This is a genomic window from Vibrio sp. 10N.261.51.C6 (assembly GCF_041471785.1).
In the GTDB taxonomy this organism is placed as follows: domain Bacteria; phylum Pseudomonadota; class Gammaproteobacteria; order Enterobacterales; family Vibrionaceae; genus Vibrio; species Vibrio crassostreae_C.
Genome location: NZ_JBFRPB010000033.1, coordinates 34,689 through 59,992, shown reverse-complemented (window position 1 = coordinate 59,992; position 25,304 = coordinate 34,689). Strand labels below are relative to the sequence as shown.

General features: G+C 45.3%; 19 protein-coding genes and 1 pseudogene. 11 read left to right on the top strand and 9 right to left on the bottom strand.

Annotated features, from left to right (window positions below; genetic code table 11):
• Nucleotides 1-308 precede the first annotated feature (308 nt).
• Nucleotides 309-1,283 carry an arginine deiminase-related protein gene (locus AB4375_RS09000; RefSeq protein WP_017061193.1) on the top strand — a complete coding sequence of 325 codons (975 nt, stop codon included), beginning with the start codon at nucleotides 309-311 and terminating at the stop codon, nucleotides 1,281-1,283.
• Nucleotides 1,284-1,434: 151 nt separating this feature from the next.
• On the opposite strand, the gene AB4375_RS08995 is transcribed toward AB4375_RS09000, so the two are convergent.
• The 6 genes and pseudogenes from AB4375_RS08995 to AB4375_RS08970 all read right to left on the bottom strand — a co-directional run bounded on the left by AB4375_RS08995 (nucleotide 1,435) and on the right by AB4375_RS08970 (nucleotide 6,681).
• Nucleotides 1,435-2,067, bottom strand: a complete 633-nt coding sequence (locus AB4375_RS08995; RefSeq protein ID WP_017070159.1) for a triacylglycerol lipase — start codon at nucleotides 2,065-2,067, stop codon at nucleotides 1,435-1,437.
• Between the two features lie 134 nt (nucleotides 2,068-2,201).
• A pseudogene (locus tag AB4375_RS08990) lies at nucleotides 2,202-2,400 on the bottom strand (AraC family transcriptional regulator); the annotation flags it as partial.
• A gap of 18 nt (nucleotides 2,401-2,418) precedes the next feature.
• Nucleotides 2,419-2,994, bottom strand: a complete 576-nt coding sequence (locus AB4375_RS08985; protein ID WP_017070158.1) for a mechanosensitive ion channel family protein — start codon at nucleotides 2,992-2,994, stop codon at nucleotides 2,419-2,421.
• The gene (locus tag AB4375_RS08980; protein WP_017062015.1) at nucleotides 2,994-3,929 is read right to left on the bottom strand and encodes a CorA family divalent cation transporter; all 936 of its coding nucleotides are present in this window, start codon (nucleotides 3,927-3,929) and stop codon (nucleotides 2,994-2,996) included. The genes AB4375_RS08985 and AB4375_RS08980 overlap by 1 nt, the downstream gene beginning before the upstream one ends.
• A 326-nt stretch (nucleotides 3,930-4,255) precedes the next feature.
• The gene (locus AB4375_RS08975; RefSeq protein ID WP_372051385.1) at nucleotides 4,256-5,878 is read right to left on the bottom strand and encodes a phosphoethanolamine transferase; all 1,623 of its coding nucleotides are present in this window, start codon (nucleotides 5,876-5,878) and stop codon (nucleotides 4,256-4,258) included.
• 233 nt (nucleotides 5,879-6,111) lie between these two features.
• Nucleotides 6,112-6,681, bottom strand: coding sequence for a porin family protein (locus AB4375_RS08970; protein ID WP_372051384.1), 570 nt, complete (start codon nucleotides 6,679-6,681; stop codon nucleotides 6,112-6,114).
• 192 nt (nucleotides 6,682-6,873) lie between these two features.
• On the opposite strand from AB4375_RS08970, the gene AB4375_RS08965 reads away from it, so the two are divergent.
• Nucleotides 6,874-7,413, top strand: a complete 540-nt coding sequence (locus tag AB4375_RS08965) for a hydrolase (RefSeq protein WP_372051382.1) — start codon at nucleotides 6,874-6,876, stop codon at nucleotides 7,411-7,413.
• Here AB4375_RS08965 and AB4375_RS08960 read toward each other — a convergent pair.
• Together AB4375_RS08960 and AB4375_RS08955 are read right to left on the bottom strand one after the other, a co-directional pair.
• Nucleotides 7,410-8,273 (bottom strand): MurR/RpiR family transcriptional regulator, encoded by an 864-nt coding sequence (locus tag AB4375_RS08960; protein ID WP_017062019.1) that lies wholly within the window; start codon nucleotides 8,271-8,273, stop codon nucleotides 7,410-7,412. The two genes, AB4375_RS08965 and AB4375_RS08960, sit on opposite strands and share 4 nt — an antisense overlap.
• Nucleotides 8,274-8,476: 203 nt before the next feature.
• A complete protein-coding gene (locus AB4375_RS08955) occupies nucleotides 8,477-9,751 on the bottom strand; it encodes an amino acid deaminase (RefSeq protein ID WP_372051381.1) in 1,275 nt (424 codons plus the stop codon).
• 176 nt (nucleotides 9,752-9,927) lie between these two features.
• On the opposite strand from AB4375_RS08955, the gene AB4375_RS08950 reads away from it, so the two are divergent.
• From AB4375_RS08950 to AB4375_RS08925, 6 genes are all read left to right on the top strand, one after another.
• Entirely contained in the window at nucleotides 9,928-11,361 is a 1,434-nt protein-coding gene (locus AB4375_RS08950) for an amidohydrolase family protein (RefSeq protein WP_372051380.1), read from the top strand.
• A 103-nt stretch (nucleotides 11,362-11,464) separates the two neighbouring features.
• A complete protein-coding gene (locus AB4375_RS08945) occupies nucleotides 11,465-11,857 on the top strand; it encodes a RidA family protein (protein ID WP_017065166.1) in 393 nt (130 codons plus the stop codon).
• A 206-nt stretch (nucleotides 11,858-12,063) separates the two neighbouring features.
• Nucleotides 12,064-13,578, top strand: coding sequence for a sodium:solute symporter family protein (locus tag AB4375_RS08940; protein ID WP_048660497.1), 1,515 nt, complete (start codon nucleotides 12,064-12,066; stop codon nucleotides 13,576-13,578).
• Nucleotides 13,579-13,668: 90 nt separating this feature from the next.
• Nucleotides 13,669-14,616, top strand: coding sequence for a sugar kinase (locus AB4375_RS08935; RefSeq protein ID WP_372051378.1), 948 nt, complete (start codon nucleotides 13,669-13,671; stop codon nucleotides 14,614-14,616).
• Nucleotides 14,617-14,630: 14 nt separating this feature from the next.
• Nucleotides 14,631-15,260 carry a bifunctional 4-hydroxy-2-oxoglutarate aldolase/2-dehydro-3-deoxy-phosphogluconate aldolase gene (locus tag AB4375_RS08930; protein ID WP_372051376.1) on the top strand — a complete coding sequence of 210 codons (630 nt, stop codon included), beginning with the start codon at nucleotides 14,631-14,633 and terminating at the stop codon, nucleotides 15,258-15,260.
• A 141-nt stretch (nucleotides 15,261-15,401) separates the two neighbouring features.
• Complete coding sequence (locus tag AB4375_RS08925; RefSeq protein ID WP_372051375.1) at nucleotides 15,402-17,852, top strand: family 20 glycosylhydrolase; 2,451 nt, start codon at nucleotides 15,402-15,404, stop codon at nucleotides 17,850-17,852.
• A 120-nt stretch (nucleotides 17,853-17,972) separates the two neighbouring features.
• Here the strand turns inward: AB4375_RS08925 and AB4375_RS08920 are convergent, their stop codons facing one another.
• On the bottom strand, nucleotides 17,973-20,036 hold the full coding sequence (locus tag AB4375_RS08920; protein WP_372051373.1) for an ATP-binding protein: 2,064 nt from the start codon (nucleotides 20,034-20,036) through the stop codon (nucleotides 17,973-17,975).
• 229 nt (nucleotides 20,037-20,265) lie between these two features.
• Between AB4375_RS08920 and AB4375_RS08915 the strand changes: the two genes are divergently transcribed.
• The 3 genes from AB4375_RS08915 (at nucleotide 20,266) to AB4375_RS08905 (ending at nucleotide 25,299) form a co-directional block, all read left to right on the top strand.
• Nucleotides 20,266-21,606: a sigma-54-dependent transcriptional regulator gene (locus AB4375_RS08915; RefSeq protein ID WP_372051371.1), complete on the top strand. Its 1,341-nt coding sequence runs from the start codon at nucleotides 20,266-20,268 to the stop codon at nucleotides 21,604-21,606.
• 317 nt (nucleotides 21,607-21,923) lie between these two features.
• Nucleotides 21,924-22,937, top strand: coding sequence for a TAXI family TRAP transporter solute-binding subunit (locus AB4375_RS08910; RefSeq protein WP_017061064.1), 1,014 nt, complete (start codon nucleotides 21,924-21,926; stop codon nucleotides 22,935-22,937).
• Between the two features lie 184 nt (nucleotides 22,938-23,121).
• A complete protein-coding gene (locus tag AB4375_RS08905; RefSeq protein WP_017061065.1) occupies nucleotides 23,122-25,299 on the top strand; it encodes a TRAP transporter permease in 2,178 nt (725 codons plus the stop codon).
• The last annotated feature ends 5 nt before the right edge of the window (nucleotides 25,300-25,304 follow it).

The following is a 25,304-nucleotide window of genomic DNA, read 5'->3' as shown; positions in this document are numbered from 1 at the left end:
CTGATTTCAAACGTAATTGATTGTTATGCAACGGTGATAATCCTAACGCTAAATGGATTAAATTGTAATCAAAACTCGTGATGGGCGAGAAAATGGAATCGGAATATTTATCCATAAAGTGACTTAACGAATATGCATACAGTTGGTTCTTTCTGATGTGCTGTTATCTTGCAGTAAAAATTACCGATTAATCTAAGATCTGCAGTAATTATTTGGGATAAATATTCAAATCAATATTCTTTTCAGTGAATCTTATCGTAACAAGTTGTTTACAATTCTGAAGTAAATAAAAGATAGGGACGGTTGAAATGTTAAACCTACACAAAAAATCACTTCATATTACTAATGTTCAAAACGCCAATTGCGTTGTTATGGTGCCGCCAAAAGAGTTTAAATTTAACGAAGAAACAGCACGTGATAACGAATTTCAGCACAGAGTGAATCTGACCGAAGCTGAGGTGAAGGTAGAAACGATGGCCGAATTTAAGGCTATGGTCGCTTCGTTGCGTAAAGAAGGTGTGCAAGTTGTAGAGTTTGATTACCCAGAATTGGGCGTTGAAACTCCGGATGCTGTTTTCCCAAACAACTGGTTCAGTACCTGTAGTGATGGAAGCTTATTCACGTTCCCTATGGCGTGTGAAAACCGTCAGAATGAAGTTAAGCCAAATGCTCTTATTGAAGCGTTAGAAGCGTCGGGTCGCATTGTTAACCATAGCGAGTCTCTAGAGTCTTACATCGCGCAAGGTTCTTATCTAGAGAGCACGGGCGTGATGGTTATCGACCATATCAACAAGACCATCTACGCTGCGCTTTCTCAGCGTTGTGACCGCGAAGTGTTAGAAGACTATGCAAAGCGCATTGGTTATTCTCGCGTGGTGTCATTCCAAACAGCACTGCCGTCTGGTCAGCCGATCTACCACACCAATGTGATGATGGCGATTGGCGATAACTTCTGCGTGATCTGTGATGAAGTGATTCCTGAGTTTGAACGCCGCTTTGTGGTGAAGTCGCTTGCTAAAGATAAGCAGGTTATCTCTATCTCAATTGATCAGATGAACCGTTTCTGTGGCAACATCCTGCAGCTTGAAACCGTGAATGGCGACAAGGTGATCGCGATGTCTCAATCGGCTTACGATGCGTTTTCTCCAGCCCAACTAGCTCAGCTTTCGACACATGGCAAGCTGCTACCATTTAACGTGAAAACGATTGAAGACATTGGTGGTGGTTCGGTGCGATGCATGTTGGGTGAGGTGTTCCTACCAACACGAGTTAATCGCTTGTAACAAGTATAGAAAGTATAACAAGCACTCACTTTCAGTAATGAATCTTTGAATACCACTCTTATCGCAGAGTGGTATTTTTGTTTTTGTCTTTCACATATAAGAGAACAGAGCTCGATACAGGAGTCAACGCGCAAAAGCTAATGGAAATAAGCTATGAAGCGTCCTTAAAAGCCCTGTGTTCGATGAACTGAGCCGACAGTGTTACGACTTCTTTGGAGTAGACAAGCGCCGTGTGGTTGAGTTTGAGGGCGTAAGTATCCGTTGCTCCTCTCAGGTTGGCGTCTTCGAGTGTGACTGTGCCATCGCCCGGATTTTTCCCCAGTACAATACGTCCAACTCCGGCGTCGTAGGTGCCTGTAATCACGCCAATCGGCACATCAATATCGTAGTCACCCAAGCCATCACTTAAGATCATTTTGCTCGAACCAAATATAAATCCAAGACCATGATTCGACAACGTTTTAGCGATAGTTGCGCCGTTGTGTGGAGTCCCCGCGGTAATGATGCAGGTGTCTGCAAAGTCGGGTTGGTAGAATTTAAAGTAGTGACGTATCAGCAAGCCGCCGAGTGAGTGACCAAAGAAATAGACCTTATCGTGTTCATCAAAGCGCGCATTCACGAAGCGATTTAGGCGTTTTGCTGCGGAAGGAAAGCGCAGTGAGTTGTAGGCGAACTTATGGGTGGTGAAGCCGCGTTTCTTAAAATTTCTATCTAGATATTGCATGATCAACGCAGGCATATACAGACCATGAATTAAAACTATGTGTTTGTTTTTATTATTCATTATTGCCCTCCGACTGATGATGTCCCCAGTATATTTAGTCGCAATTCTAAACTCAATAAAACTTGCTACGAATGAGACGCAAAAGGCAGAGGTGTAAGTTATAAACAGAGCGTTCGTTATAGAGCAAGGTTGGGTTAGTCCGATCTCACTCCACCATACACATCTATGGTTAATCCGCCTTGTTTGGCGTAAGTATTGGGTGTTAGACTTTTACCTTATTGAAGCTTCTCTCTAATGTCCTTTATCGCCAAGTTTTGCAATCCATGTCGAACTAAGCTCTTTTAATATCTTACGAATCAGTTCGCGGTGTCTATCTGTTTGACTTGCCGATATCTAAGGCACCAGTAAATCTTATGATTCTGAATTTTCAGTTTTGGTTAGCTCAGTATCACCTGCTTCACTTTTTGCTTCCGGTTCAACCAAAACTTTGATTACGCCTTTTTGTAGGATCAGGTTATTAGGGTAGGTGATAATGTTGCCCGAACTGTGTCGAAGAATAACATGGAACATGGTGATATCGATGATCACACCGCTGATGTCTTCGTCTTTCTCCGCGACTCTTACTCTGTCGCCAATGCGATAAGGGAAGACGAAAAATATTAGTACGCTGGCTGTGAGGTTACTTAGAATCGACCATTGCGCGAATAAAGCGACACCCAGCACCGCAAATATCGAAGACAAGAACAGAGAAATATCACCAAAACCCAAGTTAAGAACAATCGTAAACACAGCGATGAAGAGTAGAAACAGAACAATATTGAAACACTTAATCACGAACTGCTTTCGCTTCAATTCGACACGCTTATTTTCCGCTAATGTTTCTATCCAGTTCTTACCTAAGCGTTTGATCACCCAATACACAGTGATAAGAAGTAAACCTAAAACTACTTGTCTAAGCCACATATTGGATTGCAAAAACTCAACCATTAAATAAACCTCAATTTTTTCAAAATAACGACCTCTGCCGCTATGACCACGAGCAGCCCAACGCAAAATAGTGGAAATGCTATCGGGTTATCTGTTCCGGGTATCCCAGCGATATTGACACCCAGTAAACCGGTGAAAAACCCAGCAGGGAGGAAAATACCTGCAATGATAGAAAATAGGTACGTATTTCTATTCATTTTTTCAGCTTGTTGCTGACTTAGGCTCGCTAAAAATACATTAATTTGTTCGATGTAAAACTCAACAGACTCGTTAATTCTCAGGATGGTATCAAGGCTGTTCTTTATATGACTGTTGTGCTTACTCAATGGCGCAGGTAGGTCACTCATTAAATCTTCAAAAACGTATTTCTGTGGCTTCAAATAACGCCTTAGTCTGAGTAGCCTTGAATGTAGAGCGTTAATGGATCTTATGTCGATATTGGATGTAGATTCTAACTCGTCAATTAATAGTTCGACGGGTGCTAGGAAGGTTGAAATACTGTGGTTGATTCCACGGATCATGCCCAACAACACATCAGGTAATGATGTAGGGCCTTGGTTTTGTTTGAGATCAGATATCAGATTACTGACCGCTTTTGAAGGAACTTTACGTGTCGATATTAAAGTGCCTTTGTACCATAAGATGCGTAGGCTAAGCATGTCGTCAGGGTTAGCACCTTCGTTTAGATTAATGCCTCGCAGAATCATCAAAAAACAGTCGTGGCCAAATTGTTCGAACCGAGGGCGGGTGTCATCGGTGAGTAATGAATCGATGATGGCATTTGGAACCGTATTACTGTGGAGCCATTCTCTCAAACCGTCAGCATCTCTTTGGCAGTGATACCAAGTTGATTGCTCGAATGAGGCTGGGCTGGTGGTGTGTTCATGTGCCACCCCCTCAGAAAATTGCCAGCTTGAAATTATGAAAGCGTCCATTCATTTGTCCTTAATGATATGACGTAAACATTGATATTATGCGCCATTCAGGCGCGGTATTGAACTGAGCTTAATCGTGGTAAGTTCAATGAGCGATGTGAGTGAGATGAAGTCTAATAAGACATGTTGGTCTTTGGAGTACGACGGACTCTTCCATTATTGTCTCTATTAAATGTAGCTCATTGTTTCGTCGTTATAAATTAGCACTCTGGCTCCATGTTAGCGACGAAAAAAAGAAAAGACCGAGGTCTTTTCTTTTTAGGGGAAGTTGAGGAGAGCTTGTTCAGGCAACTCGAGTTTTCCGATGGTTTACATAAGTAAAAGCACTACCGACACGCAGCAAAAATGTCTTGGTTTTCTCGGTATTCTTTGGTTTGCACGTCCATTAGGCCAAGCAAGGAGTCGAACAGGTTATCGTGAGAAAAGCTCTGCTCTTTCCCCGCCTTTCTTAAGCAGGTTTGGTTTATCCCTTTCTGCTCGGCGAAGCCATCAGACATCCACATGATCATAGGCACATGGGTTTGCTCTTTCGGTGCCAATGAATAAGGCATACCGTGCAAGTAGACGCCGTTTTCCCCTAAAGATTCACCATGATCGGAAATGTACATCAGCGCCACGTTGTACTTATCGGTGAGTTTCTCTAGTTTTTGCATAGCCTGTGAGAGAAAGAAATCCGTATACAAGATGGTGTTGTCGTAGGTGTTAACCACTTCCTCTTTGGTACAGTTTTCGATATCTGCACGAGCGCAGTCAGGCGTAAATTTCTTATGTTCTTCTGGATAACGCTCAAAGTACGTTGGGCCGTGAGATCCTGAGATATGATAGAAAATGATGCTATCTTGTTTAAGATCTTGAGTATCTTGTTCGAAGTTCTCTAGCATGGCTGTGTCATAGCACACATCGTTATTACACAGCGGGTCGCTGTCTTTGGCGACGAGAGTCATCTCTTTGATTCGATGTGCGACCGCCTTGTCTCCACCATCGTGCTCTCGCCAGATAGAGTGAATGCCCGCGCGGTTCATAATGTCGACCACGTTATCTTGGTTGTAGGCTTTGTCGCGATCGTAGTTGCTTCGGTTCATGTTAGAAAACATACACGGCACAGAAACCGCAGTGGCGGTTCCGCATGACTGAACATCAGAGAAAAATATCGGGTTATAAGGCTTGGTATGAGCGTTGGTTTCTCTCTCATAGCCATAATATTGGTAGTTATACACGCGAGCGGTTTCGCCAAGCACAAACACCAATAAGGTCGGTTTGGTTGCCGCTTTTGCTTGTGGCTTGAGTTGAGCATCTAATCCCAATTCTTGATAGGGGATGGGCTGTTTGATGTAGGTGTTATTGATGTATTTGACTGTTGATGCTACGTATTCGGTCGGAATGATCATCTTTTTAAGATGAGAGTTATTACGACCAATCGACACATAATCTTTGTAAAACAGTCCAGCAATAATCGCTATGACAATCAACGAAGAGAGCAATCCAATCGCCTTCCAAATAGCAAAATCTTTCCAAGATTCTTTTTCAAGATCCGTAAATAAAAGCAGCAGTGACGGGACTCCTCCCATCAGAACAAACCATAAAATAGAATAGCTGCTTAGGTAGCTAGCAGCCTCTCCGCTGTTGGTTTCGAAGACGTTTTCTATCATTCCATAGTCTACAAAAATGCCGTAGTTGAACATGCTGTAGCTGACTAAAGAGGAAGTAAGTAGTAACAAGATAAAAAAAGCTTTGGCGAATATCGGCCAGTTGAATACTTGAAAGATAAAGTTGAATGCGGCGAGAAAGAAAAATGGGATCGAGATGATAAACCCAATGCTTTCGGCTTGTGAGGCACTAAGAATATTGAACAGTTCGCGTGAGATAGGCAAGTTAACGACAAGCAGATAATACACGGCCAACACAAAAGGCAGCTTGTTTATCGACATGTTAAAGCTTGGTAGATTCATAGGTCTTGTTTTCCTGCGTCTCTTATCCCTTTATTTTAGTCTCGCTACCAAGAAAGCTCTAATATCAACGCATAAAGCTCAGTAAGTAATGGTGAGCGATAAACCGGCTAAAGTGAAATGACGCGATAGTGCGTGTAGAAACAAAAAATTCACTTTACTGAGTGACCTTCATGACAAGGTGGAACAGCAAAGTGAATTAGTATGTTCAGCTTATTCTATGTGGTTCAATCACATTAGAAGTTGTAAGAACCACCGAAGCTAATGCTGTTGAAGGCAAGTGTTTTGTCTTCTTTCTTAAAGCCGTAGTCGTTCTCAACACTCACTGCGTCTGCTTGTGAGATTAGGCGTAGTGTTAGATGTTCGATTGGCGTGTATTCAACACCAACACCAAAGTGGAAACCGGTACCGCTATCGTCATCATATAGAGCTGCGTTATTTGCGTGTAGGTCAACAGAGCTTAAACCTGCAAGCACGAATGGACGAATCGTGTTGTAGAACGTATAACCTAGGTTTGCTGATAACGAAATAGAAGTTGGCGACAGTTTTGCAGCACCCTTTTTGTAGTCTGCGTAATCGTTGTAGCCAAGTTCAACACCAACGATACGGTTGAACTGGTAGCCACCATATAGGTTGTAACCCATGCCGTCTGAGTCTAGGTTGCCTTGACCGTCTGTATCAGAATCTTGGTACACACCAAGGCCGCCACCGATGTACGCACCGCCGTCAGTACCTGCAGCTAAAGCTGGAAGAGAAACTGCGCTGATTAAACCCAGTGCTAATGCTGATTTTGTTATCTTGTTCATTTTTGTTACTCATTCTTAAATGTCATGCCAGTATCAATTATTTTTGTTTTGCGACCTTTCGACCGTTGGTGAGTATTATTCCGTAGTCTTATACGTATTACTGTATGGCTTTGTAAGTTGAATCGTTACATAGTAGATAAAATGTTCATCCGGTTGCTTAGTGAGTCAGGCTGTTTAAAACAAGGAATAAACATGCTAACGAAACAAAACACAGGTTTGGTGGTTGTGGACGTACAAGGCAAGCTCGCACGCCTTGTTGATGAGAGCGATACGCTGATTGCTAATTGCGGGAAGTTAGCTCAAGGAGCGCAGGTTTTGGGGCTGTCAATTATTCGTTTGGAGCAGAACCCAGAGAAGCTAGGTGCGACGGTTGACGAACTTAATGACTTGCTGAATGATGCAAAGCCGATACCTAAATTCACTTTCAACGCGTGTGATGAGCCCAAGTTTGTTGAGGCGGTTCAAGCCAAGGATGTAGAGACTTGGTTAGTGTGTGGTATTGAGGCTCATATTTGTGTTTATCAAACCGCAATGGGGTTGTTGGAACTTGGGTACAGGGTTCAGGTAGTTGGCGACTGTGTTAGCTCACGAACGGCACTCAACAAAGATCTGGCAATCCGTCGACTAATGGATGCTGGTATCCAAATCACAGGATTAGAAATGAGCTTATACGAGCTTGTGAAAGACTGCCGCGCGCGTGAATTTAAGCTCATTCTATCCTTGATTCGTTAATCACCGAGAGGCTGTCTATCGCCACCGCCTCGGTAAGAATCGAGCGCAACTTTCAAGCGACGCAGTTTGTCGCGCGAACGGTTCTTGTGATTGACTGCGATTCCCATAGAAAGCACATCCACTAACGCCAACATAGCGTAGCGAGAAGCCGACGGCTTGTAGATGAAGTCGGTTTCCATATGCTTGATGGGTAACAAGATATCGGCAATTTTTGCTAGCGGTGTATCTTGTGGGGTAATCGCAATGATCTTAAGTCCGTACTGCTTAGCCAGCTCTGCCGTTTCTGTGATCACTGGTGTAAAGCCAGTCGCAGAGATCATCACCATTACGTCATTAGCATCTGCCGTGGCAGCAACCATACGTGACATCAAGCCATCGTTGTACGACACCACTGGGTAGCCTAAACGAAACAGTCGATGTTGCAGCTCTTGAGAAGCAATGGTTGAACCACCACCCATACCAATAGCAATGATCTGTCTGGCGTTATGCAGCCAGCTGACTGCGGTTTCAACGTCTTGCTCTTTGAACAAGGTGCGGTTGATGTCTAGGCTTTGCTTGATCGATTCGTAGATACCTTGATAACCCGTTTGGTCAACCGGTTCGAGGATAAAGCGCTGGCCAACGGTTAGCGTCTGAGCCAACTTAATCTTCATATCACGTACGTTGCTGCAACCGATCGCTTTAGCAAAACGTGTAATGGTGGCTTCACTCACTTGAGCGCTTTCAGCAAGCTCTGTGATGCTGGCATTGGCAGCAAAATCAATGTCGTCCATGATCAGCTTAGCGACTTTTTTCTCTGCATCACGAAGAGCGGGAAAACGCTCCGTTATCTGTGAAATGATATCTACTTCTAAACTCAAGAATCCTGATCCTTTGTTGATGGGGCTAATCGTTATCACCTAGTTATTAAGAACCTAGCTCGTAAGAAGTAAGCTCTTTAGCTTTTTAGCTTTTTAGCTTTTTAGCTTTTTAGCTTTTTAGCTTTTTAGCCGTTTAAAACTAAGCCTTAGCCCCGTTAGTATATCTTATTGCTTCGCTGATTCTAGCTTATTGAAAAATCGAACTAGAAGCAGGTTTCCACCCAGTTTGTTACCTGATGGTCGTCATCGCTGATGGCAATGTAGCGCCACTTATCGAAGGTTAAACACGGGTGTGAGGTTGAGAAGGCAATCATGTCTCCCACTTCAATCTCAGAAGAGCCGTCCGTTTCAACAAAGGTATGCTGATCCATCACGGCGGTCGCAGTCAGCCCTTTCACAGAGATAGCTTTGCCATTGCGATAGCCGCGTTCGGCAATAGGTAAACCCGCATCAAAGGCCACATCACGCTTGCCTAGCCCAACCACTAGTTTAGTCGGTTCTGGGCGAGAGATTACATACGCCCATACCTCAAGTGCCGATTCCAGATCTCCACCCAATTCGCACGCGTAACCTTGGTTTACTTGGGCACGCTGCAACACCTTGCTTTGAGCGTCTAGGTAGATACCTGTGTCGTGAATCGCGTAACAGCCCGGGCGGATGATCGCCAAGTAATCGGTTAGGTTCGCTAAACATTCTGCAACCACGTCATACCAAGCCGAACCTGCACCAGTGATGATAGGTTGACCGGTAATTAAACCGTCTGATGCGAGGCTTTCGACCGAGGTCAGCGCTTGGTTTAAGAAGGTACGAATGTCTTGCTCGGCATTGTCGCCATGAATCACGCCCTCATACACCTCAATACCCGCTAGCGAAAGTGCAGGCGTATCTTGAATGGTTTGAGCCAGTTCTAAAACTTCTTGAGGTGAACGACAACCACAACGGCCACCCGGAACACCAAACTCGATTAGAGCTTTTAGCGTCTGCTTTTTGTTGGCGAAGTATTGGTTGAGTTGCTGCACGTTTACCGATGAATCCACACAGCAATAGAAATCAACGTCGAACTCACTAATAAGCTGTTCGATGATCGCCATGTTGGTTTTACCTACCAATTGGTTAGCCATGATGATTCTTTTTGCGCCTGCCATTGCTGCAATTTCTGCTTGTGCAGGTGTCGCAACGGTAATTCCCCAAGCGCCATTTTCTAGCTGTTGACGGAAGAAATCAGGCGTCATCGATGTTTTGCCATGTGGCGACAATTTAACCTGATGATGATCGGCGAATGATTGCATCCAATTCAGGTTATTGGTCAACGCTGATTGTTTGATAATTGCTACCGGAAGCGAAATGTCTTCATCAACCAGTCGATAAACACCGTTCTCAGATTGTGATACTGCTCTCCCTTTTTGGCCTTTTTCAGTCAAGATGAAACTATCTTTTTGATACTTTATAACATCTTTTTGTGCAGGGTTATGTTTCATTGCTGATTCCTAACATGATTTAAGTGGTTGTTATTTAATGTTTAAATATATCTATAATGTGTTTTGTGATAGAAACTATCACACAAATTAAAATATTATGTGTGTTTTGTCACTGAAAATAATCGGCTGGATTTCTAATATAGCTCCATCAACACAGTGGATTGAGAGAGTGAAAAATGTTGTTCGATACGATAATCAAAAATGTAGAGGTGTTTGACGGCACCGGCGAACAATCGTTTTGTGCCGATGTAGCAATCCTTGATGGAAAAATCGCCGAAATTGGTCAAATCGATCACGAAGATTGTGGCCAGTTGGTTGAGGGAGCAGGCTTAGCATTGGCTCCTGGATTTATCGATGTACATACACATGACGATACCAACGTAATTCGTTACCCAGACTGCCTACCTAAGGTCAGCCAAGGTGTGACAACCGTGATTGTTGGCAACTGTGGCATCAGCGCATCGCCAACGGTTTTGGCTGGCGATCCACCTGACCCAATGAATCTTTTAGGTGCGCAGGCTGATTTTAAATACCCAACTTTTGCGGCGTATGCACAAGCGGTAGAGCAAGCGCAACCAGCGGTGAACGTAGCAGCGTTAGTTGGCCACACCACACTGCGTAACCAAGTGATGGACGACCTACAACGCACCGCAAGCGAAGAAGAAATTGCAGCAATGCAAAGCAACCTTGATTTAGCAATGGAGCAGGGCGCATTAGGCTTGAGTTCTGGTTTGGCTTACGCAAGTGCGAAGCAAGCCAACGCGAATGAGGTGATGCAGTTAGCCAAAGTGCTGTCTAGCCATGGCGGCATCTATACCACGCATATGCGTACCGAATTTGAAGAGATCTTAAGCGCGATGGAAGAGGCGTTTGAGACAGGCCAATACGCGAAAGTACCGGTTGTTATCTCTCACCTTAAATGTGCAGGTGCAGGCAACTGGGGCAGAACTGTTGAAGTGCTTGATTTGATGGACAAGGTTTCAGAGCACCAAGATGTGTCTTGCGACTGCTATCCATACTCAGCGAGCTCTTCGACATTAGATCTGAAACAGGTGACAGACGATTTCGACATCTTCATCACTTGGTCTAAAGCAAAGCCTGAACATGCAGGCAAAACGCTTAAGCAGATTGCTGATGAGATGAACCTACCACTGATGGACGCAGCAAAAGCGCTTCAACCAGCCGGTGCGGTTTACCACTGCATGGATGAGAACGACGTAAAGCGCGTATTGAAATACAAGCTGACCATGGTTGGTTCTGATGGTTTACCAAATGACCCGCATCCACATCCAAGATTGTGGGGCACCTTCCCGAAAGTCTTAGGTCATTACTGCCGAGAGGAAAAACTGTTTGCGCTGCCAGAAGCGATTCACAAAATGACCGGAATGTCTGCGAAGCGCTATAACCTCGCGGGAAGAGGTGAGATTCGCCAAGACGCATTTGCCGATTTAGTTTTATTTGACCCAAAGAATATTAAAGACACAGCAACATTTGAAAATCCTATGTCAGTTGCTGAGGGAATCGAAAGTGTATTTGTAAATGGTGAGTTAACTTACCAAAAAGGAAAAGTGAAAAATAATCGTTCAGGCGTTTTTATTTACCGTAATTAGAATTTAATTATTTTATTAGATATACAGTAATAAGAAAACGACGAATTAATTTAAATATATTGGAACAGAACCAATATTATCTATAAAGAAGTGGAGTTAAAAAATGACTATTAAACGTTACGGTGTTGAAGGCGGTACAGGTACAGGCGGACAACATTTACCATTTGCACGCGCAACTGAAGCGGGTGGTTTCCTATACGTTTCTGGCCAGACACCGATGACAGATGGTGAAGTGGTAGAGGGTGGCATTGTTGACCAGTCTCGCCTAGCGATCCAAAACTGTGTCGATATCATGACTGAAGCGGGCTACGGCCTAGAAGACGTAATGCACGTAAAGGTTGTGCTAACGGATTCTCGTTACTTCCAATCTTTTAATAAGGTATTCAAAGAGTTCTTCGGTGCTAACCCACCGGCTCGTATCTGCATGGTTTGCGACCTAGTTGTAGACGTGAAGGTTGAAGTAGATGTGACTTGCTACCGCGCGGATCGCGTTTAGTAATAACCTAATCACAATTACCTACTTAGAGAGTATTAGGGGTTAGTCATCCCTGTTATTATCCTTTAATACTCTCACCCTACATTTATAAAAATTACTTTAATTAAAATAGATAAAATCAATAAAGTAATTATATGAAATATAAAAATGAATGAATCATAAATAAAGTTCAAGAATGAACTCAATATTTCACTGAGAGGTGTCAAATGAACAGCACACTTTTTCTTACAGGCTTCGGCGTGTACGTATGTTTTCTAATTTGGTTAGGCTGGTTTGTCTCGCGTAATCAAAAATCTGGCGAAGATTTCTTATTAGGCGGCCGTGGCCTGCCATTATTCTTAGTACTTGGTACAACAGTTGCGACTATGGTCGGCACGGGTTCAAGTATGGGCGCGGTTGGCTTTGGCTACGCAAATGGTTGGGCAGGTGCTCTGTACGGAATTGGCGGTGCTGTGGGCATCCTATTGCTTGCACTTTGGTTTGCTCCGGTTCGTAAACTGAACTTCATGACCATGAGTGAAGAGCTGGCTTATTACGTTGGCGCTAACCGAATCGTAAAAAACGTGGTTGGCCTACTTATCTTTATCGCGTCAATCGGTTGGTTAGGTGCGCACATTCTAGGTGGCGGCATGTACCTAGCGTGGATTGCAGACATCGACCTTAACCTTGCGAAAATTATTATTGCTGCAGCTTTCACTATCTACGTTGTTATCGGTGGTTACACAGCAGTTGTATGGACCGATACGATTCAAGCAATCATCCTTTTTGCTGGCTTCATCCTAATGGCGGTAATGTCTGTTGATCACATTGGTGGCATGGATAACCTTTACGCTGCGATGGACCCTGCTGCTACAAGCTTTTTAGCAATCGATAAACTGGGCATTCTGCCTGCTGTTTCTCTGGCTGTGGTTATCGGTGTGGGCGTACTTGCAACACCTTCATTCCGTCAGCGTATCTACTCTGGTAAAGATGTTTCAACTATCCGTCGCTCATTTGTCGCTTCTGGTGTGTTGTACCTTTTCTTCTCTATTATTCCAGCAATCATTGGTATGGCTGCGCACGCAATCGACCCATCATTGGATAACCCGAACTACTCGTTCCCATACGTAGCTGCAACGGTTCTTCCAGTTGGCGTAGGCATGATTGTTCTTATCGCAGGTCTATCTGCAACCATGTCGAGTGCAAGCTCAGATGCGATTGCCGGTGTATCTATCCTACTGCGTGACGTGTACGTGATGTTCACAGGCCGCGTACCAAACAAAGAATCAATGTTGAACTACTCTCGTCTAGCTTTGGTTGTGGTGATTGGCTTCGCACTACTGTTCGCACTGACGTCAAACGACATCATTGGCTACATCACTAAGATGATTTCAACGGTTATGTCGGGCATGTTTGTGTGCGGTATGTTGGGTAAATTCTGGAAACGCTACAACTGGCAAGGTGCGCTTGCAACACTAGCGGGTGCTTCTGTAGCTTCATTCGTAGTAATGTTAAACGCTGACTACACAGCCTTCTGGGGCAACCCAGTTATCCCATCATGTCTGTTTGCTCTAACGGCAGGTGTGGTTGTGAGCCTAGTGACTCCGGCTAACCAAGTAACACCTGAAATGGCAAAAGCGATTCTTGATGACGAGCGTGCTCTGATGGAGATGGAAATGTCTGAGACTGGCGTACTTGAAGAAGAAGCGGCACCTCAACGTCCTGCAAATCAAACAAGCTAAACCTAGTCTCCACAACTGGTTTGCTTAATTCAGGCCCTGCTTAGTGGCAGGGCCTTCTCCCACATATATCTCTCTATTTTAGGATCGGCTATGCCTGCATCTTCTCATTTCAATATTGCTTTCTTTGGCGAATGTATGGTCGAAATCAGCGGCTCTCCATTAACCAAAAAGTTTGGCGGTGACACACTTAATACCGCACTTTACCTTTCTCGCTTAACTCAACATCAAAACCTCTCTGTGCACTATGCGACAGGGCTTGGCAGTGATGAGCTGTCTCAAAATATGATTGATAGCTGGCAACTAGAAGGCATTCAAACCAATTTCGTCGAACGCATTGCGAACAAGCTTCCTGGACTCTACATGGTTGAAACCGACGAGACAGGCGAGCGACACTTTCATTACTGGCGCAACGACGCGGCAGTCAAATCTTACTTTCAAGCTAGTGATCTGAATAAGCTTGAAATCGCCCTGACCGAGAAACAAGTCGATGCGGTTTACATCAGCGGTATCAGTATCGCGATTTTAGATGACGCCTATCGTGAGCGCTTATTCAAAGCCATTAGCGTGTTCTCAAATCAAGGCGGCAAGCTGATTTTTGATAACAACTATCGCCCGCAACTTTGGACGACTGAACAAGCTCAGCATTGGTACGCCAAGTTACTACCATTGGTCGACATTGCACTGATTACCGAAGACGACGACCTGCTGGTTTGGGGCAATGGCGAGAGCGTTCAACAACGCTGCCTTCGCTTAGGCTGCCAAGAGATCGTCATCAAACGTGGCTGTGAGCCATGCAAGATTGTTCAAGTTGAACAAGGCGATGTTGTTGAGAGTTATGTATCCGCGACTCGTGTTTCTAACGTGGTCGACACCTGCGCTGCGGGCGATTCATTCGCTGCGGGTTATTTAGCTGCGCGTCTTACTGGCGAGAGCGCCACCGACGCAGCCGAATTTGGCCACCAACTGGCTTCCATCGTTATTCAATACTCTGGCGCAATAATCCCTATGATCGCTATGAGCCAACTGATTAAAAAATAAAAAGCGGAACTATTATGTCTCAAGAAATGATCAACACACTTAAGCAGTTCAAAGTTATCCCTGTTATCCAAATCAACAAGGTGGAACATGCGATTCCACTAGCAAAAGTGTTGGTAGAAAACGGCCTGCCAGTAGCAGAAGTGACGTTCCGTACCGAAGCGGCAGCGGATTCGATTCGTGCGATGCGTGATGCCTACCCAGAGATGTGTATCGGTGCAGGTACAGTACTCACACCTGCGCAGATCGACCTTGCGAAAGAGGCGGGCAGCGAATTCATCGTAGCACCGGGCTTGAATCCCAACACAGTAAAACGTTGCCAAGAGATCGGTATGCCAATCGTTCCTGGCGTAAACAACCCAAGCCAAGTAGAGCAAGCGTTGGAGCTAGGTCTTAATTTTTTGAAGTTCTTCCCAGCAGAAGCGTCTGGTGGGATCAATATGGTGAAATCTCTGTTAGCGCCATACGTTGATGTGTCTTTAATGCCAACGGGAGGTATCGGCAAGCACAACGTGAATGACTACCTAGCCGTGGATCGCGTGGTGTGCTGTGGCGGTACTTGGATGGTATCTCCGAAGATGATCGAGAATGAACAGTGGGACGAGATCGCGGAGTTGGTTCGTGAAGCGGTTGAGTTGGTTAGCTAATCATAAGTTTGTGAGCTCATTCGTTTTTCACAGACGATAGGCTTTGAGCTCACGATAAACAACAGCAGTGGCTGAAGGTTCTGTTTTGTGAATCGCCTCCGATAAACAAAACAGAACGTCCGTTATATAGGAAAACTAATAATGAAAAAAACTATATTGTCTCTATTGATTTCAAGTTCAGTAGTATCCCCAATGGCGTTAGCAATGGCTCCGAATACCGATCTAAATTTAATGCCGTATCCACAAACAGTCGAGCTGCAAGCTGGGCAAGTTAAGGTCGACGGTAACTTCAAGGTTTACATCAAAGGCTTTAACTCTGATCGCGTTGAATACACCGCGAAACGCTTTATCGATCGCCTAGAGCGCCAAACTGGCGTGCCGATTCTAAACTGGCAGGTTGATAGCGCAGACGAAGCGAACCTGATCATTGATATCGACGCGGCGCCAAAATCTGAAGTACAAAACATTGATTCTGTGGAGTCCTACAAAATTACGACTCAGGGCGAACAAATCACGCTGAGCTCTCCAAGCCCATATGGCGCTATTCACGGCATCGAAACCCTTTTACAGCTCGTTGAAACCACAGCAACTGGCTACCATATTCCTGCCGTAACCATTGTTGATGAGCCCCGCTTTCGTTGGCGTGGAGTCTCTTACGATACCTCGCGTCACTTCATTGAATTTGATGTGTTGATTCGTCAGCTAGATGCGATGGCTTCTGCGAAAATGAACGTGTTCCATTGGCACTTCTGGGACGATCAAGGTATCCGCATTCAAACGGAATCTTGGCCGCGTCTATGGTCAGAAACCACTGATGGTGATTACTACACCAAAGACCAAGTTCGTTACTTAGTTGAGTACGCTCGTAATCTTGGTATTCGTGTTATTCCAGAAGTTTCACTGCCGGGACACTCTTCTGCTGTGGCGCACGCTTACCCACGCTTGATGTCGGGTGGTGAAGGTCAAAGCTACGAACAAGAACGTGGCTGGGGTGTATTTGAGCCATTGATGGACCCACTTAACCCAGAGCTCTATGAAATGCTGGGCGACGTGTTTGATGAAGTGACAGAACTGTTCCCAGACGAGTACTTCCACATTGGTGGCGATGAGCCGAACTATGCGCAATGGAAAAACAGCGAAAAGCACCAACAGTTCATCGAAGAGAACAATATCGATGGCGAGCGCGGCTTACAGTCTTACCTCAACGTAAAAGTTGAAAAGATGCTGGAAGAGCGTGGCAAGAAGATGACGGGTTGGGATGAGATTTGGCATAAAGATCTGCCAACTTCTATCGTGATTCAAAGCTGGCAAGGACACGATAGTATCGGTCGTGCGGCGAAAGAGGGCTACCCAGGTATTCTGTCTACGGGTTATTACCTAGACCAGCCTCAGCCTACGAGTTACCACTATCGCAATGACCCAATGCCAACGGGTATCACGGTTGATGATAAGCTTCATAGTGGCGAGAAGTTCGTGACGTATCAATGGGAGAAGCCACGCTCAAAAGGCGGCCCGCGTAAGGGAACGCTGACTATCATTGAAGCGAAAGACGGTACGTTCCGCGCGTTCAGTGATTACAACGGCAAGTCTCGTGAAGAGATTTACATCCTTGATTATGTGCCGGGCAAAACCTTTGTCGGCCACTTCGATAACTTCATGTCTTACACTGAGTTCAACCTGAACCTAAATCCAAATGGATTCTCAGAGGGCAGCTACCAATTGATTGGTAACGTGCGCTGGCCAACCACAGGTGAAGTGATTGCGAGTAGCTATATCGAAGGCAGTGTCATCCCTGAGCCTAATGGTGGTTATCCTGCAGAGCTTACCGACAAAGAAAAAGAGTTGATTCTGGGCGGTGAGATTACGATATGGCTTGAGAATAAAGACAGCCTTACGGTCGAAAACTACCTATGGCCACGTAGCTATGCAATTGCAGAGCGTTTCTGGTCGGATGCAGAACTGACAGACGAACGCAGTATGTATAAGCGCATGAAAGCAATGGATACATGGTCGGAAGTATCGGTAGGGCTACGTCATCACGCAGATGCTGATATGTTGTTGAAGCGCATTGCCAAAGGCCAAGATATTCACGACCTGCGCGTGCTAGCGAAATACACCGAGCCGGCTCAATACTATGCTCGCAACTGGGAAAAGTGGAACTCCACTGAACCTAAGGGCACCTTGTACAGCCAATACGAGCGCCTAAATCGCTTCGTGGATGCTTTGCCAGTAGAAAGCTACGCGGTGTATGAGATGCAAGACTTGGTCAATGAAGTGGCGACAGGCAATCAGCAGGCGCTAGAGCAACTTGCAGAGCATTATCAGCAAGCAAAATCAGCTGCACTAGCGGCGGAAACTGTCTTCGCTGGTAACGTGTCTTCGGTAGAGACTGTGGTGGTTGCAGAGAAAACCGTTGAAGTGGCAGACTTGGCGTTAACCTTGATTGCTAAAGCACAAGCAGGCGAGAAAGTAAGAGAAGCTGACGTGAATGCCTACCAAGCGATACTGTCTGATTCAGCGAAAATCTACGATGAATCGATCATCGCGATTGTGCGCCCAACAGAACTGTTGTTGAAGCAGTTAGCTGAGTAAGTCGTTAACGGATTAGTGAATAAGTCACACGCCAATAAGTGAATCAAAATCGCCCTCTGTGGGCGGTTTTTTAGTTCTAGCGCTTCAATAGAATGTGGAGTTCAAGGTCTGTGTAAGTAACTACTCACTATCGCTATTGTTTAGTGTTAACGTAAATGTCATGCCTTGGTCTGAATTGTTCTTCGCTATTAATGTGCCTTGCATATCGCGAACGTTGTTGGCTGTGATAGCCAACCCGAGCCCCAAGCCTTCGCCCATCTTTTTGTTGGTATGAAACGGTTCGAAAATGGTTTCGAGTTGATCTTCAGACACACCACAACCGTTATCTTGAACCTTGATGATCACGCGTTGTTGCTCGGTATGAGCGCTGATCACAATGGTTGCTGGTTTCTGATTCTGCGTGGCATCGACAGCGTTTCTAAGCAGGTTACCAAGCACTTGACGAAGTCGCGCCTCTTCTCCCATTACCATCGAAATATTGGAAGCGACACGCACGCGAATATCGACGTTTTCCAGTTCGGCTTGATGAATTCGCAGGGTTTCTTGCAGTGCGTCTGTCAGTGAAACTGGGTAAGGCTTTTCAAGTCTTTGGAAGGCGAACGACTTCAATTGGCTGGTCATGTTAGCCATTCTGTCGATCAGGCTCATGACTAAGTCCATGTTCGCTTTCAACATCTTGGTCTCGCCTCTTTCCATCAATAGCTGGTTACTTGAAAGTAGCGTTTTTAGGCCAGTAAGCGGCTGATTGAGTTCATGAGTAATCGCACTCGACATGCGACCCAATGCGGCAAGTTTGCTTGATTCGACCAACTCTTGCTGTGCATCTTTTAGGTCTTGCGTTCGCTCTTCTACTCGCAGTTGCAGCGTTTTATTGGCATTTTGCACTGCAATTTCTGCTTTTTTACGCTTACTAATATCGATCACGGTACACAGATAATAAGTGGTCGCATGCCAAGGAAAGGCACTTATAGAGAACAGTACCGGAAAGTAGCTACCATCGCTGCGCCTTGCCATGGTTTCGACGCTAGTTATCTCGGCCAGCTCTTGATGCTGCTCTAAGTTTTTGAGCAGTTGCAAGGTGGTTGAATTCGGGTTACCTGCCTCAAATAACTGCCACGCCTTAATGTTGTTGATCATCGAATCGGACAGGCAGAAGTAGTTCTTCGCCATCAGGTTAATGTCGTGGATGTGGCCGTGTTTATCGATCAGTACCAGCCCAACGTGGGTCTTGTTTATCATTCCGGATAGGCGCTTTTCCGACTCTTCGATAAGCTTTTGGATTCGCAGGTTACTGAGTTTCTTCTGGCGTCTTTGGTAAAGAATCACTAGCAATAACATGACGAAGAGACAGGCCACCGCTACGCTCCAACTGATCCAACTCGTGGTCTGGTTGAGGCTAGTTAATGGGGTGAGGTAGGTTAAGCGCCAATTGAGGTCGTCTAACTTGATTGACTGAATTAGGTAATCCTTACCTTGCAGTCGCCAAACGCGAATATGGGTTTGGTCGTACAACTCGCGTTTTGTAGCTGTTGGCTGGGAATTGAAGGTGTCATTGAACCAATCGGCACTCAGCTTGTTGTCGCTGGAGAGGAAGAACTGATCTCTAGGGTTCTGGAACAGTATCGCTTCACCATCGGCGAACCATTGATCGGTCAGTAACGACAAGTCGATTTGTACCGCCACAATACCTACTATATCTGACGCTCGATAAACGGGTGCGGCAATGAAGTAATCGGGCGTCACGCCTTTGTTTTTTGTTACCACTGAAATCGCACCACCTTGCTGGTGGATTTTAGAAACAATCATGCTGGCGTTCTTATTGCTCAGTTTGCTTCTTTCGACACTCGATACCAACAAGTCACCTTCGCCAGAAAGCAGATACCAGCCCTTGGTATTGGCGGCTTTATCCAATTGAATCAGCTGTTTCTTGATGCGTTTTTCAAGGCGGTCTTCACCATCGATAAAACGAACCGTGGTTTCATCATTGGTTACCAGGTAGGGCAGATAATAGAAACGCTTAAGGGTTCGCCTCGCTTCTGCAATGTAACCAAGGAAGCGTTGTTCGGCGTAGCGTTGGGCTTGCTCGAGTTTCCACTGGCTGATGCCATTCTTGGTGGTAACCTGCACCAATCCAATCAATAAACAGGCACATAGGAATAACCAATATCGATTGTTGTTAACCATGCTTGATTAAATCCTTTTAAAATTAGTGATTTACCTATTCAAGTTAATGAGATACGAAGCTTCACTGTTTTATTGCTTGGAAGGTGGAGTGTGAGACAAATCGAAGCTAACAAACATTATTAAACTGTTAAAGGAGTGTTATTCAAAGTGGGAGCTAGCTCCTTTTCGTCTGAGGATTTTTTACATACCGTGGGCGACATTATTCTGATGTAAGTAGCGGAACCAAACTATGCAGCGTATAGCTTTGATTGAAGATGATGCAATTGTGCGTCAAGCAACCAGCCAATGGTTACAATTAGCGGGCTTCGATGTCACCGCATTTGAGGTTGGGCAAGATGCGTTAAACGCCGTAGAGCAGGGTGATTTTCAAACCATTATCACCGATGTTCGTTTACCTGATATTGATGGTGTTGATCTGCTAGGGCGTTTCAAAGGTCTTGTGCCAGATGTGCCTGTTATTTTGATTACTGGGCATGGTGATGTCGATATGGCGGTGAAAGCCTTACAGCAAGGTGCCTATGACTTCATTGAGAAGCCATTCGACCCAGAGCGTCTGTCTCAAACGGTATCGGAAGCGGTAGATAAACATCAAAGTGGCCAAGACAGAAACAGTCGTCAGAACTATCTGGATAACCTTAAGGGCATTGAACAGGTGCTGATCGGTCGCAGTAAGGTGATGTGTGAACTGCGCGAGCAAATCCAGAAAGTCGCTTCCATAGACACCAACGTGATCATCTATGGTGAAACGGGTTGTGGTAAAGAGCTGGTCGCCTCTTGCTTACATGAATTCAGCCAACGTAAAACCCATCCGTTTGTTCCGCTCAACTGTGGCGCAATCCCAGAAAATCTCTTTGAAAGCGAGCTGTTTGGACACGAAGCCGGAGCGTTTACTGGTGCGGCCAAACGACGCATTGGTAAGCTGGAATTTGCCGACAAAGGCACAGTGTTCCTTGATGAAATAGAGAGTATGCCGCTGTCGATGCAGGTAAAAGTGCTGCGCACCTTGCAAGATAATGTCGTCGAACGCGTGGGGGGGAATCAGCAACAACATGTTGATCTACGAGTGGTCTCTGCCTCGAAAAGCGATCTACTGAATCACCCCGACTTTCGCCAAGATCTATTCTATCGTTTGAATGTTGCCCAGCTGCATTTGCCTCCACTCAGTGAGCGTGAAGAAGATGCCTTACTTTTGTTTGAACACTTCACCCAAGAAGCCAATTCCGAAACACGTATAGCCAGTGAGGCTGATCGCTATGCACTGCTCTCGTATGGGTGGCCGGGCAATGTGCGTGAACTGCGTAATGTTGCGATTCGTTTTGCGCTGGATGAAAGCCTGACCGTTGGTGATATTTTGGCGTGTCGTCCCAATTCTGTCACAGAGTCCACAACGGCAGGCATCCCTTTGGCGGTTCAAGTACAGAGCTTTGAAAGGAAAGTGATTCATGATGCCTTAGTTCGTTATAAAGGGCGTATCAATGACGTGATGCAAGATTTGGATTTACCTCGTCGAACATTGAACCAAAAGATGGTGCGTTATGGGTTAAATCGAAGTGACTATGTTGACCCTTAGAGAGCGGCTTCATCGCAGTGCTTGTTGATTTTTAATGAGCAATAAATGGCTCATTGCATATTTATCAATTTACATACATTGATCACACAACTGCAACATGGTGTGACTTGCTTCCCGATCTACAGGTGTTAATTCCGGTAGCCGATAAGCCAAAAATGGCTTACTTAATAACAGGGGAATAAGCAAAAAACGGCTTATTTTGAATAGGTTTTAAAATAAAAGTAAATTAAAACAAATAGTTAAAAACTGGCATTACGCTTGCTATCTATTGTTGTTAACAAAAATATAACGTGAATAACCCTACATGGAGAGTAACAATGAAATACAACAAGCTGGTTAAAACTTTAGCGCTAGCAATGGCTTCTCTTGGCCTTATCAGTAATGCGTCAGCTGAAGAAGATCGCAGCTATATTTTAGCGACGGCTTCAACGGGTGGTACCTATTATCCAGTGGGTGTGGCCTTAGCGACATTGAGTAAAGTTAAGCTTGCGCCTAAGCAGCATTTTTCTTTAGCGGCTATCAGCTCTGCGGGCTCGGGTGAGAACGTAAAGTTGTTGAACGAGAACGAAGCTCAGTTCGCTATTCTACAAGGTTTGTATGGTGCTTGGGCTTGGCAGGGTTTAGGGCCATATGAGAAATCTGGCAGACAAACTCAACTGCGTTCAGTTTCCATGTTATGGCAAAACGTAGAACACTTTATTGTGCGTTCAGATCTAGCAAAAACAGGTACGGTAAGCGATCTAGAGAACCTAAACGGTAAGAAATTCTCTATCGGTAAGAAGAACTCTGGGACTGAGAATTCAGGACGCCAGATCATGCAGGGCCTATCGGTTAACCCAGAACAATTTAAACTCGCCTTTATGGGTTACGGTGGCAGTGCTAGTGCACTACAAAACGGCACGATTGATGGCATGAATACGCCTGCTGGTGTGCCTGTTGGTGCGGTAACACAAGCCTTTGCTGCCTTGGGTGAAGATATTCAAATCCTGTCGTTTACCGATGCGCAGATCAAACAAGCGAATGGCGATTACAATATCTGGACCAAGTACGAGATCCCAGCAAACACTTATCCAGGTGTCGACAAACCAATTACTACGATTGCCCAACCTAACTTCCTAGCAGTTCGCGAAGACATTTCTGAAGACGATGTGTATCAACTGACCAAAGCTATCTATGAAAACCTACCTTTCCTACAAGGTATCCATAAAGCAACCAAAGCAATGGCACTTGAGAAAGGGATCGCAGGTCTGCCTGTTCCTCTTCACCCAGGCGCTGCACGTTATTATCGAGAGATGGGCATCGAGATCCCTTCTGAGTTGATCGTTAACTAGCTTATCTTTTGTCAGGTAACTATTGGTTCGTGAGCTAATGATTTGTCGCGAACTAGCTGTTTGTCATCAACTAACCCCTTCGTGACTTAATTGCTTGGTGCACGTTCGCTCAAGAATGTGTTCGTGCACCTCCTCACTTTATGGATTTTCTCTTCGTGTTTGCTGCGGAGAGCAGGAGTTTTCTATGAGCGATTCGCTGCAGCAGGAACTGAAAAAATTTGAACTGCCGACCCGAACGGATTTTCCGTGGGTGGGCAAAGCAATAACGACAATGGGAGTGCTCCTCTCGTTGTTACACATTTGGTTTAACACCTTATCTACCTTGCCTGAGCTTTGGATCTCGGCGACGCATTTCGCTGGCTTTGCGATCATTTGTGCACTCTGGTATCCCGCTCATATCTCGCTGAAAAATAGCAAGATAGCGCTGGCTGTCGATATCGGAATTGCCTTGGCGGCTCTGGCTTGTCTTATCTACATCCCCTTTGCAGAAGATGCGTTGTATGACCGAGGCGTAAAATTTATCGCCAGTGATTGGTTTTTCTCTATCTTGGCGATTGCCATCGTCATTGAGCTGATTAGACGCACTATGGGCTGGTTCATTCCAGTGCTTATCTTAGTGTGTTTAAGTTATGTAGTGCTTTGGGGACAATGGACCAGCGGTATTTTTCATTTTCCGGGTTTAAGCCTTGAGACGTTACTTTATCGAAGCTTTTATTCATCAGAAGGGATGTTTGGTTCGATCTCAAGAATCAGTTGGACCTTCGTGTTCATGTTCATCTTATTTGGCGCATTTTTAGTTCGATCTGGTGTCGGCGACTACATTATTGATGTATCTCGTGCCGCGGCGGGCAAAGTGATTGGTGGCCCTGGTTTCATTGCCGTTATTGGCTCCGGCTTGATGGGCTCAGTCTCCGGGTCGAGCGTAGCAAACACAGTATCGACGGGCGTGATCAGTATTCCCTTGATGCAAAAGGCAGGTTTCCCTTCGCGCTTCGCGGCAGGTGTTGAAGCGGCTGCATCTACTGGCGGGCAGCTTATGCCACCTGTGATGGGTGCGGGCGCGTTCATCATGGCGTCTTACACGCAAATTCCTTATGTCGATATTATTGCGGTTTCCTTCGTTCCTGCGCTTATCTACTTTTTGTCTGTGGCATTCTTCGTGCGCATCGAAGCAAAACGCAGTGGTGTGCAAAAGGTGACTTCTGGCTGTGAGCCTCTATTGAAAGTATTGCTGTCGGGTTGGCACAACCTGATCCCATTAGCGGTGTTAGTGACTCTGTTGGTGAAGGGCTTTACGCCGACTTACGCTGCGGGCATCTCGATTCTGTCTGTCGTGGTGGCTTCATGGTTCTCTAAAAATCACAAAATGGGTCCAAAGGCGATCATCGAAGCGCTTTCTCAAGGCGCAAAAAACATGGCGACCACGGCTGTGTTGCTAGTGGGCATTGGTCTGGTGATCAACGTGATCAGCACGACTGGTATTGGTAACACCTTCTCGTTGATGATCAACAGCTGGGCGAACGGCGATTTGTTGGTGATGATCGCCTTAATTGCACTGGCGTCTTTGATTCTGGGCATGGGGTTACCAGTAACCGCGGCTTATATCGTGTTGGGTACTCTGTCTGCACCAGCTTTGTATAAACTGATTGCTGAAAGTCAGTTGCTCGACCTGTTGGTTTCGGGACAGTTACCGGAACAGGCGAAAGCTATCTTCATGTTGGCTGCGCCAGATAAGCTTGATTTGCTGAACGCGCCAATGGCACTTGAAACAGCCAAAGAGATGATTGCGTTAGTCCCTGCTGATTTTGTGGAAACTCTGCTTGAACAGAGCCTTGGCTTAGAAGCGATCAGCCTTGCACTGCTTTCTGCCCACTTGATCATTTTCTGGCTATCGCAAGACAGCAACGTGACTCCGCCTGTTTGTTTAACTGCATTTGCGGCTGCAACCATTGCTAAAACACCCCCGATGAGAACGGGATTAATGGCATGGAAGATAGCCAAAGGCTTGTATTTAGTACCATTGTTGATTGCCTACACTAACTTGGTAAGTTGGGATGTGATCTCCGTGTTAGTCACGGGTGGCTTTGCTGTTATTGGTACTTACGCGTTTATCGCGGCGATTGAAGGTTATCTAGAGAGCGAAGTTAATATTATTACTCGAGTAGCGTTGGTTGCGGTAGGTATAGCTCTAGTATGGCCTGATGTTTCAGTCGTGATCCGTTTGGTATGTGTTGCCATTTTTGTTGGCATCTTTATCTACAGCGGTCGTAAATACGATGCTAATCAAGTGAAAATGGAATCAGAAAGTGAGGAAAAAAAGTTACCTCAAACCGGGTCTAACACTGTCGCGTCTTCCCTATAATTAAA